The following is a 15,454-nucleotide window of genomic DNA, read 5'->3' as shown; positions in this document are numbered from 1 at the left end:
TACTCATTACCTTACATATATTCTTAGGATAGCAGTTATATTAACATCAAAATAAAAAATCGACCCAGCAAAAAAGGCCACTCCCTAAAGAGTAGCCTTTCATCATCAGTCATCTAAAAATTACTAGTTATTGCGGACGGCCTTGACCATGTCCTTCAGGTTTTTTATACCCTTTAGCACTCATACACGCTTCCATCTTTTTCATATCACTTTTACTTGGACGACTTTCTTTAGATATTTTCACGCCAGCTCGTTGAGCACAATCATCCATGGCTTGCTTCATATCCGCTGAAATTGCAGGTCTTTGATGATTGCGATCGCTTGTGCCATTTGATGTGCCGCTTGATGCGCAGGCGCTAACGCCAACAGTAGATGCTAAGACAATAAATAGTAATTTTTTCATAAGAAGTCCTTAAGAGTTTCAGAGGTCATGCAGGAGTGAGTAATGTCAATTTGTGTTGGCTATATCGTTATTAACCAGTTGTTTCTATATCGTATATGTCTACGCGTCATATCTAACCATTTGAATATTAATACATTTAACTTTTAAGTATCTTTAATAAATATTAAGAAAGGTAACGTAGCGAAGTAACTTAAGTCTTAGTTTATATATCAATTTCCATTAATAGCTTACAGTTTGCGCTTTGCCTTATACCAGCAAATAAAAAAGGCCACCCTATAAAGAGTGGCCTTTTATCAATCATGACTAAAGGTATTAGCTGACTTCTTTCATGCCTTGCTCGAGCATTGGCTTTAAGAATATACCCGTATACGATTCTTTGACTTCAGCCACTTCCTCAGGCGTGCCTTCAGCGATGATCATACCACCACCTTTACCGCCTTCAGGGCCTAGGTCAATCACCCAGTCTGCCGTTTTGATAACATCTAAGTTATGCTCGATGACCACGATAGTATTACCTTTATCGCGTAGGGCATGCAGGATATTGAGCAGCTTATCGATATCGTGGAAATGCAAACCAGTGGTTGGCTCATCCAAGATATACAGCGTCTGTCCCGTATCACGTTTGGCAAGCTCACGCGCCAGTTTGACACGCTGCGCCTCACCACCTGATAGTGTTGGCGCAGACTGACCCAAGCGAATATAGCTCAGACCGACATCCATCAATGCCTGCAGACGACGATAGATCGCTGGTATCGCTGAGAAGAACTCAACGGCATCTTCAACAGTCATATCAAGCACATCAGCGATGGTTTTGCCTTTATAGTGAATCTCTAGTGTCTCGCGGTTGTAGCGTTTGCCTTCACAGGTATCACACGGCACATACATATCAGGCAAGAAATGCATCTCAACTTTGATGAGACCATCACCTTGGCACATCTCACAGCGTCCGCCTTTTACGTTGAAACTAAAGCGGCCAGGCTTATAACCACGGGCACGTGCTTCTTGGGTCTGGGCAAACATCTCACGCACAGGGGTAAACACGCCAGTATAAGTCGCTGGGTTTGAACGCGGTGTACGACCAATTGGGCTTTGATCGATATCGACCATTTTATCCAAATGCTCAAGACCGCTAATGCTCTCAAACTTATCGGCAATCAGCGTTGAGGCATTGTTTAACTGAGTCGCTGCCAATGGCATAAGGGTACGGTTAATCAAAGTTGATTTACCCGAACCTGAGACACCAGTCACACAAGTCATGATACCAACAGGAATGGTCAAATCCACATCATGTAGGTTGTTTCCTGACGCACCTTTTAGCTCGATGGTCATCGGTACTTTTTTGGCTTTAGCTTTACCTTTGACTTCGACGTCGATGGTTTTGGCTTTATGACGCACAGTCGGAATCTCTATTTTTTTCTTACCAGACATATATTGTCCAGTCAGCGATTCTTTGTTTGCCATGATGTCATCGACCGTACCTTGAGCGATAATATGACCGCCATGTACGCCTGCACCGATACCGATATCGATGACGTAATCTGCTTGGCGAATCGCATCTTCATCATGCTCAACGACCAGTACTGTATTGCCCAAGTCACGCAAGCGGGTTAGGGTTTTTAGCAGACGATCATTGTCACGCTGATGCAAACCGATGGATGGCTCATCAAGTACGTACATGACGCCCATCAAACCTGCACCGATTTGGCTAGCCAGACGAATACGCTGTGCTTCACCACCCGATAGTGTCTCGGCAGAGCGGGCAAGGGTTAAATAATCAAGCCCGACGCTGACGAGGAAGTTTAAGCGCTCATTAATCTCTTTAAAGATTTTTTCGGCGACTTCACCTTTATGACCGCCAATCTTTAGTGTTTTATAATAATCCGCCGCATCACCGATAGACAGCTTAACAATTTCTGCAATGGTCTGATCATCGACACGGACATTGCGTGAGATTTCATTCAAACGTGCGCCATCGCAGACGTTACAAGTGGTATCTGCCAGATATTTGGCTAGCTCATCACGGACGAGGTTACTTTGCGTCTTAGCATAACGACGCTCTAGGTAGGGAAGGACACCTTCAAACGGTACAGTCTTATTCGTCTTGCGACCGCGTTCATCGGTAAAGTTAAAGGTCAGTTTTTCTTTACCAGAGCCGTGCATGATAAGGTCTTGCTGCTCTTTTGACAGATCTTGCCACGGCGCATCCATATCGATTTTGAAATGCTTACAGACAGTGCTAAGCAAACCAAAGTAGTACGCATGACGCTTGTCCCAACCATTGATTGCGCCTTGGTTAAGTGACTTCTCATGATGAGTAATCAGTTTTTCAGCAGCGAAATATTGGCGTTTACCAAGACCATCACAGCTTGGGCATGCGCCATATGGATTGTTAAAACTAAACATACGTGGCTCAAGCTCAGGCACCGCGCGATCACAGACAGGGCATGAATGCTTGGCTGACATCACTTGGTTTTCATCACCGCCTTCTTTTGGATTACCATCCATAAAGTGTAGCGTGACTAGTCCTTGGCCTAGACGTAACGCCGTCTCTAAGCTCTCAGCGACACGGTTGCCCAAGTCATCACGAACTTTAAAGCGATCGACCACCACTTCGATGGTATGTTTTTTCTTCTTATCCAACGTCGGTAGCTCGTCGGTGTCATAGACATCACCGTCGACGCGCACACGGACAAAACCTTGTCCAATCAGCTGCTCAAGCAAGACGGTATGCTCACCTTTACGGTCACGAATGACCGGTGCCAAGATCATAATCTTAGTATCATCTGGCAAAGCCATGACTTGATCGACCATCTCAGTGACCGACTGCGCGACCATTGGCTCACCGTGCTCAGGGCAATATGGCGTACCGATGCGTGCATAGAGCAGACGTAGATAGTCATAAATTTCGGTAATCGTACCGACGGTCGAGCGCGGGTTATGGTTGGTGGACTTCTGCTCGATAGCAATTGCAGGGGATAGACCCTCGATACTATCGACGTCAGGTTTCTCCATTTGCGAGAGGAACTGACGAGCGTATGCCGATAAGCTTTCGACATAACGACGTTGCCCTTCGGCATACAAAGTGTCAAATGCCAACGAAGATTTACCAGAGCCAGATAGGCCAGTGATTACCACGAATTTATCTCGTGGAATGTCTAAATCGATGTTTTTTAAATTATGAGTACGTGCGCCGCGTATTGCGATATGGTCATGTGCCATCGGTTACAGGTTTCCTATTTGCTAAAAGGGGATTGGGAAATATCTCAAGCTAAAAAGTAAATACAGATCAGTAAAATGGTTGGTTAAAACGTGAATAATTCTAAATTTAGGTGTTGTTATAAGTAGTGTCGTTATAAAGGGTACATATATGTATAAGGTAAAAGTTATGTCAGCCTAGTTATTCATTTTCTATTGTTGTTTGGCTTTATATTGTTTGTCGTTCCTACGACTATTTGTTATAGGACTAAGCAAATCTAAATCAAATCAGTGTTAAGTAACAGGCATCGTTTGTTATGGTTTTGACCAAAAATGTCATTTTATAGAAGCATTCGTCATTACGTAGATATAGTGAGTTAGCCATTAATTGTGCTGACAACGTTTTACTTTATTGTCACGGTGACAGCATTATTCAAGGCAGGACTGTGCATCTGATGCACTTGGTAACAAAATAATCTCGTAATATGAATGGCTTGGGTTGAGGGTGCATACGTTACTGCACCAGTAAGACAAAAGTCTCGGCAACCAAACGGCGAATGTCTTATACTAGGGGGCTTGATTTATAGGCCAATGCCTTGATAAACCAGTAGTGATAAATCATGGTATGGCGCAAGTGTTAGTCATGAAAGATAGCAATGAGCAACCAGCAATGATCAACCAGTGAGGCAAGTATGAATAGCGTAGAGAAACGGGCAATCCTCGGAGTCGGTGGCATCTTTGCCTTACGTATGATTGGCTTGTTTATGATTGTGCCGGTATTTTCTGTCTACGGTGACAATTATGCACACGCGACGCCGTTTTTGATTGGTTTGGCCGTTGGTATTTATGGCTTAGGGCAGGCTATATTTCAGATACCGATGAGTTTGGCTGCTGATAAATTTCCGCGTAAGCCTATTATCTTTCTGGGGTTGATACTGTTCGCTGTCGGCGGCATGATTGCAGCAAATGCGACGGATATTTATGAAGTGATCATTGGTCGGGCGCTGGCGGGTAGTGGTGCGGTCTCTGCTGTGCTTATGGCATTACTGGCTGATGTGACTCGTGAAGAGATGCGTACCAAAGCGATGGCCACGATGGGTCTGACGATTGCGACCTCTATTATGCTGGCCTTTGCTTTTGGTCCATTGTTAGTCGGCTCGCTCGGTATCTCTGGACTGTTTTGGTTGACTTCAGGGTTTGCTATTTTGGCGATGCTGCTATTGGTGGTAGTACCGACGCCTATGCGCGTGCTCAAGCATAACTTAGATAATAAAACCATCGGTCAACAGTTGGCTACTGTCCTTAAGATTGGCGATCTTAACCGCTTACATATCGGTATATTTGCGCTACATCTGACGATGACGGCGATATTTGTGATATTGCCGCACCAGCTCAGTAACGTACTTGGCTTGTCAGTACGTCAGCAAGGCATGGTGTATTTGCCACTATTGTTTATTGGTTTCGCCATCGCGATACCTTTTATTATCATCGCTGAAAAGAAACGCAAAATGCGTCAGGTCTTTTTGGGTGCGATTGCATTGATGACCGCCGCTTTAGCATTGTTAGCGCTTGGCAGTCAGGTCGGTGTTGGTATCATATTGGGTTTGCTGCTTTATTTTATGGGCTTTAACCTGCTTGAGGCGACGATTCCCTCATGGATATCTAAGCGTGCACCAGTGGCTAACAAAGCGACCGCGATGGGGCTTAACTCTTCTAGTCAGTTTTTAGGAGCGTTCGTTGGCGGTGCGATGGGCGGGCTGCTATTAAATCAGTCCAATTTGCTGGCATGGGGGCTATTGGCACTTGTCATGGGCATCGCACTGCTGCTGATTATACCCATTGCCCAGCCACCTTATCTGTCGAGCACGACAGTTACTATTCCTCAAGATATCAATATCCAAGACTGGTCACGACAAATGCTGGCAGTAGATGGTGTTGATGAGTTGGTCGTAATGGCAAAAGAGCAAGTCGCCTATTTAAAGTTAGATAAGACACAGTTGACGGACGATTCACGTCAGCAGCTATCGAGTTTGGCGCAGAGTCCGCTAGATATTTAATACGATATATAACAGCTTTAGGCTTATGTTTTTATATAGAAACAAAGCCAAATAGCAAAGATTGCACAGACAGCAATCTTATAAACCATCAGTATCAATAAGTAGAAACTAACTATTTATCTCTATTTAAAAGGAATTAATATGAGTAAATTTAAGATGTTGTCTGGTAGTGTCATTGAGGGTAAAAAGAAGGCGCATCGCTTAATAGCTAAGTTAACAGTAGGTCTTGGTTTATCAGCTATGCTATTAACTTCTGGTTGTGCTACGCAAAATATTCAGGCATATCAGAACACCACACCAACGCTCGACATGCATGAGTTTTTTTCGGGTCAAATCGATGGTTGGGGCATGTTCCAAGGTCGAAATGGCGAAGTCAAAAAGCGTTTTTATGTTGATATTGATGCAACCCATGAGGGAGACGATGTCATTATCTTAAACGAGAAGTTCTCGTGGGCAGATGGCACGAAATCGCAGCGTATATGGCGTCTAACTGAGCAGACAGATGGCAGCTGGAAAGGTGTGGCAGGTGATGTTATTGGCGAGGCAACAGGGAAAGTGGTTGGCAATACGTTGCACTGGAATTACTTATTAGAGTTACCTGTCGAGGACAAAACCTACAAAGTGAATTTTGATGATTGGATGTATCTTATCAATGAGGATGTCATGCTCAATCGCTCAGTGATGAAAAAATTTGGCGTAGAGCTAGGTAGCGTGACGTTGAGCATGCATCGTAAGCCTTCTGATGTTAATTAAAAACGTCTAAATCATTTGATAATAAGTAAGGTGTTACGCAATATCGATAAAGGTAGACGGTGTTCTTTAGTAGCTTAAAATGGCAAAATAGCAGCTATTCACCTATTATCTATTAGCTATTGAGCTATTGAGCTATTGAGCTATTGAGCTATGACATATCGACTGATATACCAAGAAAGTCTATCCAAGCGACATAGACTGACGTGCATCATAGGTAGCCTATAGATATTTCGATAAAAATTGGTTAAAGTAAAATTATACAGTCGATAGTGCCAACTGACGCTATCGGATAACGATTAAAACAGTTTATTAAATTATTCATAAGTAAAAGGACGGTATCATGCGCGGAGTCAATAAAGTTATCATCATCGGTAACCTCGGAGCAGATCCTGAGGCACGCCAATTCAGCAATGGCGGTAGCGTAACCAATATCTCGGTTGCGACATCAGAGCAGTGGACAGACAAACAAAGCGGTGAAAAAAGAGAAGCGACAGAGTGGCATCGTATTGCACTTTTTAACCGTCTAGGTGAAATCGCAGCGCAATACCTGCGCAAAGGCAGCAAAGTCTATATCGAAGGTAGTTTGCGTACACGTAAATACCAAGACCAAAGTGGTCAAGACCGTTATATTACTGAGATTCGTGCTGAACAAATGCAAATGCTCGATGGTCAAACTGGCGGTGGTCAGGGTGGAGATAGCTTTGGTGGTCAGAACCAAGGTCAAAGTGGCGGCTATAATAATCAAGGTGGCCAAAACAACCAGAACAACTTTGGTCAGCAAGCAAATAACCAGATGGCACATCAAGGCGGCTACAATCAACCAGCAGCTCAAGGTGGTCAGAATAGCTTTAACAATCAAGCGCCTGCTCAGCAAAACCAGTTCAATCAACCAGCACAGAAACCTGCACAATCTAAACCTACAGCAATGCCAGATGGCCCTGTAGATGATGACATTCCGTTCTGATGATGATAAGACATAGAATGTAAAAATGCTAAAAAAGCCCTGCAACTGCAGGGCTTTTTTAATGCTTGCTATAGTTGATTCAATTTAAAAGAGATACAAGGCAACTGAGTGCAGATGTATATGTCATACTTCAAGCGAGGTTAACGCTGTAGCTCTTTTATAGAGGATTAACTATATCCAGAAATATAATTCAGTTGATGCTTTTTAACATAGGTAAACTAAAATTTTATTAAAAATGTTTTTAATTTATTTAATATACTCTTAATATTTAAACGATTAAACTTAAGTTTATTTAGTATTGGTTTAATACTATTGATTTTTACATTATTTAATATGCTTACTACCTTCTATACTCTATATTGACCGTTTGTACCAAAAAATAATTATGATTAGTGACGTTTGGTTTTAAAAATTGCTATACTAAATTTATATGGCATATAGTTAATATATTGATCGTCTATAAATAAAATAAATTTCGATGATAACAACCAAAGTTTTACTTGATATTGGTTAATAAATCGAAAGCTATTTGGATAATAGATATTTATATGAAATGGTTAACTTCTTCAGAAAGCACTATAGGAACGACATAGTGAGTTACTGAGCTAATGCAAGACTACCCTCAAGATTAGCAGTATTTGAGAGTATAGTGTATTGACTTACTACTCTATTATTTTAACAGTAGATTTTTGTGAAGTTCTAGCAGTAGTCAAAATAATAGAATTTTATTTTATTATTAGAAAATATTTTCAAAGCTATAATAGCAATATATAAAGAATGATGACTTGTGTGTTTAGATTTATCTAAAACTAATTTTATTTAAAATAGATACAATGAGCGCCTGTTGTCATATATTTTTATCTGTGATGGACTGTTCCAGATACCATTAGAGATCAAATACTATTTAGAATTAATTATATTTTATACCCAGATTTAATGGCTAATGAACGATTTGTTCCCCGCATGTTTTCACGAAAAATAATACCTCAATAGAGGTCAAACTCTTATTTTATAGTTGGATTTATTATGAGCAAAAATAACGCAATTGATTTAGAAAATATGAACGTAGATGAGTTACGTGCTATCACTGAAAATGCTCAACAACTTATCGCTAAAAAACAACATCAACGTTTGTATGATGCCTATATGAAGTTCGAGCAGATTGCAGAAGATAGCAATGCAACGATCGAAGAGATATTAAAAGCTGGTGAAAAGTTAGAGAAAAAACGCAGTATTAAATATCGCAATACTGATGACCATAGTGAAACTTGGACTGGCCGTGGCCGTAAGCCAACGTGGTTAGTCGAAGCGCTAGCAGCAGGTCGTGATATCGAAGATTTTGCTATTTAATTAGCTGTTTTCTTATAAAGTTACTTTCTGTGAACTAGTTTGAAGTTGCTATTTATAATGGTGTATTTGCAACCATTTAGCGACAGACATAGCTGCTTTCGAGAAAATAAAAGCCAGTATCTCTTTGCCATTATTTTGGCAAAAAGATACTGGCTTTTTTTCTGTCATCTATATGCCATTGTTTGTTATGATAATGACGTTTTTGTCTTATATAAGAGTTGTACGACTGTGGCCCAAGTATCTGAGTTTTCTCATAAACGTCCCCGTAAGCTCTGGTGGCTAGTTGGGTTTGTGTTGTTTGCGCTATTTGCTGTTTTGCAAATGCCAGCAGCATGGTTACTTGAGAAATACGCGCCAGATACGCCTTATGTCCAGCATGTATCTGGCAATATATGGCAAGGGGCAGCCATTTGGCAATTGCCTATGTCATCGTCTTCGCTCACAGGTATGGCGGAATGGTCATGGCAGCCTTGGCAGTTACTCATAGGTAAGCTAGGTGCGGACGTCAACATTCACTCAGCACAGACACGTCTGAATGGGCAAGTTAAACTTGGGTTAAACTCATGGCAAGTTGACAGCATGAGTGGGAAAATTGCACCTGAGACGCTAGCGAGTATGGTCAACTGGCAGCTGCCAAATACCCCTATTCAAGTAAACAATGTATCGCTAACGCGCCAGTCTGATAAAAGTGACGCATCTAGTAGTGAGCCTGCTAAAGACGTTGGCGGATTTAGTGCAGCGGATGGACAATTGACTTGGGTTGGCGGCGAGGTAGGCTATCCTAGTGGGGGCAAAGTTTTTTATATTACGATGCCTGCTCTAAGAGCTGAGCTTAGTACAGAGCAAAAAAACAATAGAGATTTGCTCCATATCAATTTATTGAATAATCAAGATAAGCGTTTGGGAGATCTGTATCTCGATAGCGACAATATGCTCGATGTCAGTCTGACGCAGCGTTTGCTAGAGAACATGCCTGAGTATACAGGACAAGCTCCTCAAGATACGCCAGTTGTCAGTGTGCGCCAGCCATTGCTAGCTGGTTTGGGGGCGAACTAAATGTTTAATATCGCCGCAAGCCTAAAACCTGTTATCAATACTCTCAATCGCTTTTCAGGTTGGCTGCTATTGTTAGCTATTGCTTGGCTATGCTGGACAGCCGCTCGTCTTTTATGGCTACTGCTAGCAGCGCCTTTAGCACCTGCATTGCCTTTAGCAACTCTACAGAATAGTGCCAAATCGACCAACGATTATAGTGGCTTATTTGCAATCTTTGCTGATCCCGATCCTATTACCGCAGCCGTGCAACCACTTCCTAACATTGAGCTAAAAGGCGTACTGCTAGCCATACCTGAGAGCATGTCTTCCGCCTTATTGAATGTTAATGGCGAAGTCAAAAATTACCGCATCGGTGATGAGCTAAAAGACAGCGATTATACGCTCGTGGCTGTTGACTGGAATTCAGTTATCATCGCTGATGCCAACGATAAAGAAACCGTTATTAAAATGCCAGAGGCGATGCCATTAGACCAAAGTGACATGCTAGCAAGCGGAATAAGTAATCAGCGTTTGCCAAACAATAGCATGTTGCCTACAGGGCCCCAGCTAGTACAAAACGCTGTTCCTGAGGCAGAAGGGGCAACTGGCGCAGACACTTCAAGTAATCCACAGTCAGCTATCGAAGAAGCGGTTACGGCCTTGCAAGAAAACCCTGCCAGTTATCTAAGTAGGATGGGGGTGATGGCATCAGGTGAGAGCTACCAAGTCACAGCGGCGATGCCTGCTGGCTTACGTAATCGTTTAGGGTTAGAGCCAGGCGATAAGGTACTGACGGTCAACGGACAAAGCGTAGGTAATAACCCTGCGCAAGATGCTGGTGTACTTCAGCAAGTACAGCAAGCAGGTGAAGCGCAGATAGAGGTTCAACGTGGTGAGCAAGTTATTACGATTCGCCAGCAGTTCTAGGAAGGTAGGTTTTTAGAAAAATTGCTCCTTAAAAACTCAGCACATAGTAAGCAATATCACTGTAGGTAATCATCAATATGGTAAGTTTTCAGAATTTTTCAGCCACGCCTTTGTACCGTAGCCTGCAGCGTTTGATGCGCCTGTGTCGTCCACTTTGTCTAGCAGTGCCATTATGGGCTGCTGGTGTTGGTCTTGCCAATGCTGAGAGCTGGAAAGTCAATCTGCAAAACGCTGATATCAAAGCCTTTATTAATGAGGTCGCGACCATCACGGATCAAAACTTTGTGCTTGATCCACGTATCAATGGCAATGTCACAGTCATTTCCAACAAAGCCCTGTCCCGTGATGAGATTTATCAGCTCTTTCTGAGCGTGATGCAAGTGAACGGTATCGCCGCGATTGAATCGGGAACGACGACAAAACTGGTGCCAGATAATATTGCTAAGCAATCTGGTGTGGCGGTTGATTTACGCGGTGATAGTGTGGGTGAATCGCTTGCCACTCGAGTTATTTATTTGACCAATACCCAAGCTGCAGAGGTGTTAGGTGTTATTCGCCCATTGATGCCGCAGTCGGCTCACGCGGCCGCTGTACCTGGTGTCAATGCGCTAGTGTTGTCCGATCGAGCAGACAGCCTTAACCAACTGACAGCTCTTATCCGTGATTTAGACAGTAATGTAAATGACAGTTTGCAAGTGATACCACTGCGCCACGTCGATGCCGAACGTATGATGGAGTTGATTAGTGCTTTAGTCTCAAGTGTGGGTAGTGGACAAGCACAAGGTGGCAACAATCAGCTAAAGGTAATTGCCGATACGTCGAGCGATAGGCTGCTGGTCAAAGGCAGTCCTGAAATGATTGCTAAAGTCCAAGAAATGGTCAATCAGTTAGATACCACTCCGACCAGACGCTTAAGTGGTCTACGTGTCTTTCGTTTAAAGTACGCTAGTGCTGGTCATATCGCCGATATGTTACGCGGCTTACTCGCTAATCAATCTATTAATAGCGCTGGTGCGACCTCGACACTAGAATCAGCATCACTAAATGATGTAAGTAGCACAGGTGCAGCAATTAATAATGCAGCCAGCGATAGCCTTGGTAGTAGCAGTGCGGCCGCTGTGTCGACTAGCAGCACAAGTGGAACAAGCACAGGAGTGGGCGGTCGTCCGTTTAGTATTATCGCTGACGAAACTCAAAATGCCGTTATCGTCAATGCCGCACCTGAGCTAATGTTCGAGATTGAAGATGCGGTCAACCAATTAGACAGTCGCCGCGCACAAGTATTGATTCAAGCCGCTATTGTTGAAGTGTCAGGCGATGATGCTACCCAGCTCGGTGTTCAGTGGGCGCTAGGTAACGCCAACAGTGGCTATGGAGTGGTCAATTTCAATAATGTGGGAGCCAGTGCGACGACGCTTGCAGCTGCCGCTTTAGCAGGGACGAGTACGGCAGGTATTAGCGCTGCTGCCAGCTCTATCGCAGGTGCATTGATAGGTATTGGAGACAGTCGCAAAGACAGTCAGGGCAATACAGAGTTTTATGGCGCTATTTTACAGGCGCTTGACTCTTCTACCAGCGCCAACTTGCTGTCCATGCCATCGATTTTGACACTCGATAACGAAAAAGCCAGTATCTTGGTTGGTCAAAACGTACCCTTTGTTACGGGGTCTTTTACCACCAGTGGCAATAATTCAAATAACCCATTTCAGACAATTGATCGTCAAGACATTGGTATTAATTTGAATGTCATTCCTCATATTGGTGACAATGGCACAGTACGATTAGAGGTATCGCAAGAAGTCTCGTCAGTGGTACCAGGTAGTACGGGTAATGCTAGTGGATTGATTACCAATAAAAGCCTTATCAACACAACCATCCTTGCAGATGATCAGCAGACGATTGCCTTGGGCGGACTAATGCGTGATAACACCACTACACGTCAACAAAAGGTTCCTGGACTGGGCAACGTTCCTCTTATCGGTAGACTCTTTCGTTCTGACAATGACAGCACCCAAAAGAGCAATTTGATTATCTTTTTACAGCCGACTATCTTACGTGATGGTGGGGCGGTAGCCAGTGTGACTGAACGCAAATTTAATCAAATGAGAGTGTTGCAGCTAGTCATTGATAAAAACGGTACAATCAAGCAATTACCATTGAGCGGCACACAGGACTGGGACGGTGACGTCAGTGCGGACTATGAGCTAATGCCGCTTAATCCTCTTATCCCTAAACGTGATCAAGCGCCAAAATCTACTTCGCAAGGCTTTACGAGAGTAGATAACCCTAACAGCGGTATCACGACCTATCCTCTCAATCGTTAAAATATTAACCTATATATAGCGGTCAATATAATTCAACTAACATAAATCAATGTACGATGTGATAGATAATATTTGCATCGTACATTAACTTGCGTATTCATAACACAGATAAACAAAGCTTCTACTATATTTAAGTATACTAAACAGTAGTAGACTACTCTAATGTATCTACTTATTATATCTATAAGTGTTAGACTCAATTAATAGGTATGAATGAATAATGACAAGTCATAAAAACTTAAGAAAGTGGTTCGTTTTGAGTACTGTCGCTGCCACTTTATTACTCATTCCTCGGCGCAGTAGTCAAAAGAATAAGCTAGATGTGGCCAGTAAGCGAAAAATAAAAGTGACTGATGCTAACGGCAATGATGACAAAACTATCTACTAGCATGTGAAGGGTTCACTGTAAGTGCTGTATTGATCAAATGAACGATAATAGAATTTCTTTGTGTAATACGATAACTAAAAAGGTTATTGTGGGGGGGTGCATTAATGAGCTGTGTTAAGCCTTTGCCTGTTACTAAGCCAATACTTACTCATAAGTTTCCTCTCATCGATACACATACGCATTTTGATGCACCACTGTTTGATAAAGATAGACCACAGCAGGTACAGCTTGCTTATGGGCAAGGTGTACGCCATCTAGTATTAGTAGGTTACCTACAACGCTATTTTGAGCGAATGTATGAGGTGGAGTGTTTGGTTAATAGTATGACGTTATCTTCTGCTTCAACTATAGAAGCTAATAAACATGATAAGTCCTGCGTTAAAGCGCATATTGCGCTGGGTTTACATCCTTTTTATATTGAGCAGCATACTGAACATCACTTGATGCAGCTTAAGCGAAGAGTAGCTGAGCGTCGTCCACTAGCTATTGGTGAGATCGGACTAGACACTTTTACTGATACCATGAAGCAGCCTAAAATCTTTGATAAGCAAAAGAAGTTTTTTGAAGCGCAGTTAGATATAGCAGTAGCTTATGGTTTACCAGTGATGCTGCATATTCGTAAGGCGCATGCCGAAGCGCTCGCGATATTAAAAGCACATAAATATGATGCGCAAAAACTGGGCGGCATTGCCCATAGTTTTAGTGGTGGGGAACAGGAAGCAAAAGCCTTTGTAAAACTGGGGTTTAAACTTGGTGTTACAGGTCAAATAACCAATCCCAATGCTAAGAAGCTACAGCGTGCTATTCAGGCAGCGGTCGACATTTATGGGATAGAGTGTTTGGTCATAGAGACGGACTGTCCAGATATGATGCCTATTATGTGCCAAACATCAAATAACCACTCTAAGGAATACAAGCAAGCCCCTAATAATAAACTCGATAATACTAATTTTCATGATAGAAATGTACCAGCTAATTTATTATGGGTGTTATCAAGTTTAAGCGAATTATTAATGATACCGCATGCTCAATTGGCTAAACAGTTATGGAAAAACAGCTGTGATGCTCTAAAGGTTAATTGGTGTTATCCAGTACAGTGAGATATTAATTATAGATACAAACAAGGCTGAGAAGTAGCAACCGAAAAGAGAATAGCTAAGATGTTTAAACAGAGAATTTGATCTATTATGAGTGAAACACAGCAATTTGAACAGTTACAATCCATCGAAGACGCTTTTATACAAGATGGGATCAACCAAAAAAATGAGCAGTATGATCGCCGTTTTCAAGGTACACAGACGCTTTACGGTACATCAGCTGTGGATGCTTTTTCGTCAGCACACGTGTACGTTATTGGTGTAGGAGGGGTTGGTTCTTGGGCAGCTGAAGCACTGGCTCGGACAGCAGTAGGAACGATTACCTTAGTTGACTTGGACGTGCTGGTTGCCTCGAATGTCAATCGGCAATTGCCTGCACTAGACAGCACTTTTGGTCAAAGTAAAATCGCGGCAATGGCAGCACGTATCAAGGAGATCAACCCTACAGTGACGTTAAATTTGGTAGATGATTTTTTGACGGTAGATAACGTCGCTGACCTATTACCAAGTCGTGAGCAAATGAAGTATGCTATTTCCCAAGGCAAGCCGATTGCAGTTTTGGATTGTGTAGACGATATGGATGCTAAACTAGCAATAGCACTACATTGCCGTTTTAATAAACTAAAGTTGGTATGTGCAGGTGGTGCAGGTGGTAAAATAGACCCAAGCCAGATTAGAGTAAGTGATCTACGTGATTGTTACCAAGATCCGCTACTTGCTAAATTGCGTAGCAAGTTACGCCATGAAAAAGGTATTAATAAGACTTTAAAAGAAAAATTTGGGATCAAATGCGTTTACTCGACTGAACCTCCAATTGTAGATAAAAGCTGTCAAACAGGTGGTTTACAGTGCGGTGGTTACGGATCAGCGGTGGTTATTACATCGGTGGTGGCGATGATGATGGTGAGTGAAACATTACAATTATTGATAAAACAGAAGCGTATTAGTTAACACGTTTGAT

12 protein-coding genes are annotated in these 15,454 nt (G+C 42.5%); 10 read left to right on the top strand and 2 right to left on the bottom strand.

The annotated features are described in order from the left end of the window. Nucleotides 1-127: 127 nt before the first annotated feature. Nucleotides 128-403 (bottom strand): hypothetical protein, encoded by a 276-nt coding sequence (locus DXK30_RS04040; RefSeq protein ID WP_114700560.1) that lies wholly within the window; start codon nucleotides 401-403, stop codon nucleotides 128-130. A 312-nt stretch (nucleotides 404-715) separates the two neighbouring features. Next, on the bottom strand, nucleotides 716-3,622 hold the full coding sequence (gene uvrA / locus DXK30_RS04035) for an excinuclease ABC subunit UvrA (protein WP_114700559.1): 2,907 nt from the start codon (nucleotides 3,620-3,622) through the stop codon (nucleotides 716-718). Between the two features lie 668 nt (nucleotides 3,623-4,290). Here uvrA and DXK30_RS04030 point away from each other — a divergent pair. The 10 genes from DXK30_RS04030 (at nucleotide 4,291) to DXK30_RS03990 (ending at nucleotide 15,444) form a co-directional block, all read left to right on the top strand. Next, entirely contained in the window at nucleotides 4,291-5,655 is a 1,365-nt protein-coding gene (locus tag DXK30_RS04030; protein ID WP_114700558.1) for an MFS transporter, read from the top strand. Between the two features lie 141 nt (nucleotides 5,656-5,796). After that, nucleotides 5,797-6,408 (top strand): DUF3833 domain-containing protein, encoded by a 612-nt coding sequence (locus DXK30_RS04025; RefSeq protein WP_114700557.1) that lies wholly within the window; start codon nucleotides 5,797-5,799, stop codon nucleotides 6,406-6,408. Between the two features lie 340 nt (nucleotides 6,409-6,748). Further along, nucleotides 6,749-7,372: a single-stranded DNA-binding protein gene (gene ssb / locus DXK30_RS04020; protein WP_101204383.1), complete on the top strand. Its 624-nt coding sequence runs from the start codon at nucleotides 6,749-6,751 to the stop codon at nucleotides 7,370-7,372. Between the two features lie 1,026 nt (nucleotides 7,373-8,398). After that, complete coding sequence (locus DXK30_RS04015) at nucleotides 8,399-8,722, top strand: H-NS histone family protein (RefSeq protein ID WP_114700556.1); 324 nt, start codon at nucleotides 8,399-8,401, stop codon at nucleotides 8,720-8,722. A 228-nt stretch (nucleotides 8,723-8,950) separates the two neighbouring features. Continuing rightward, nucleotides 8,951-9,778 carry a type II secretion system protein N gene (gspN, locus tag DXK30_RS04010; RefSeq protein WP_114700555.1) on the top strand — a complete coding sequence of 276 codons (828 nt, stop codon included), beginning with the start codon at nucleotides 8,951-8,953 and terminating at the stop codon, nucleotides 9,776-9,778. Further along, nucleotides 9,779-10,684 (top strand): type II secretion system protein N, encoded by a 906-nt coding sequence (locus DXK30_RS04005; protein WP_114700554.1) that lies wholly within the window; start codon nucleotides 9,779-9,781, stop codon nucleotides 10,682-10,684. It abuts the gene before it with no gap. A 77-nt stretch (nucleotides 10,685-10,761) separates the two neighbouring features. Then, nucleotides 10,762-13,008 carry a type II secretion system secretin GspD gene (gspD, locus tag DXK30_RS04000; protein WP_114700553.1) on the top strand — a complete coding sequence of 749 codons (2,247 nt, stop codon included), beginning with the start codon at nucleotides 10,762-10,764 and terminating at the stop codon, nucleotides 13,006-13,008. Between the two features lie 220 nt (nucleotides 13,009-13,228). Next, a complete protein-coding gene (locus DXK30_RS12705) occupies nucleotides 13,229-13,396 on the top strand; it encodes a hypothetical protein (RefSeq protein ID WP_162799509.1) in 168 nt (55 codons plus the stop codon). Between the two features lie 104 nt (nucleotides 13,397-13,500). Continuing rightward, entirely contained in the window at nucleotides 13,501-14,496 is a 996-nt protein-coding gene (locus tag DXK30_RS03995; RefSeq protein WP_114700552.1) for a TatD family hydrolase, read from the top strand. Nucleotides 14,497-14,583: 87 nt separating this feature from the next. Then, on the top strand, nucleotides 14,584-15,444 hold the full coding sequence (locus DXK30_RS03990; RefSeq protein ID WP_114700551.1) for a tRNA threonylcarbamoyladenosine dehydratase: 861 nt from the start codon (nucleotides 14,584-14,586) through the stop codon (nucleotides 15,442-15,444). Nucleotides 15,445-15,454: the final 10 nt, after the last annotated feature.

Origin of the sequence: Psychrobacter proteolyticus (assembly GCF_003350005.1) — a bacterium.
Lineage (GTDB): Bacteria > Pseudomonadota > Gammaproteobacteria > Pseudomonadales > Moraxellaceae > Psychrobacter > Psychrobacter proteolyticus.
Note: the sequence above shows the minus strand (reverse complement) of the source record. Positions and strands in the feature narration are given on the sequence as shown.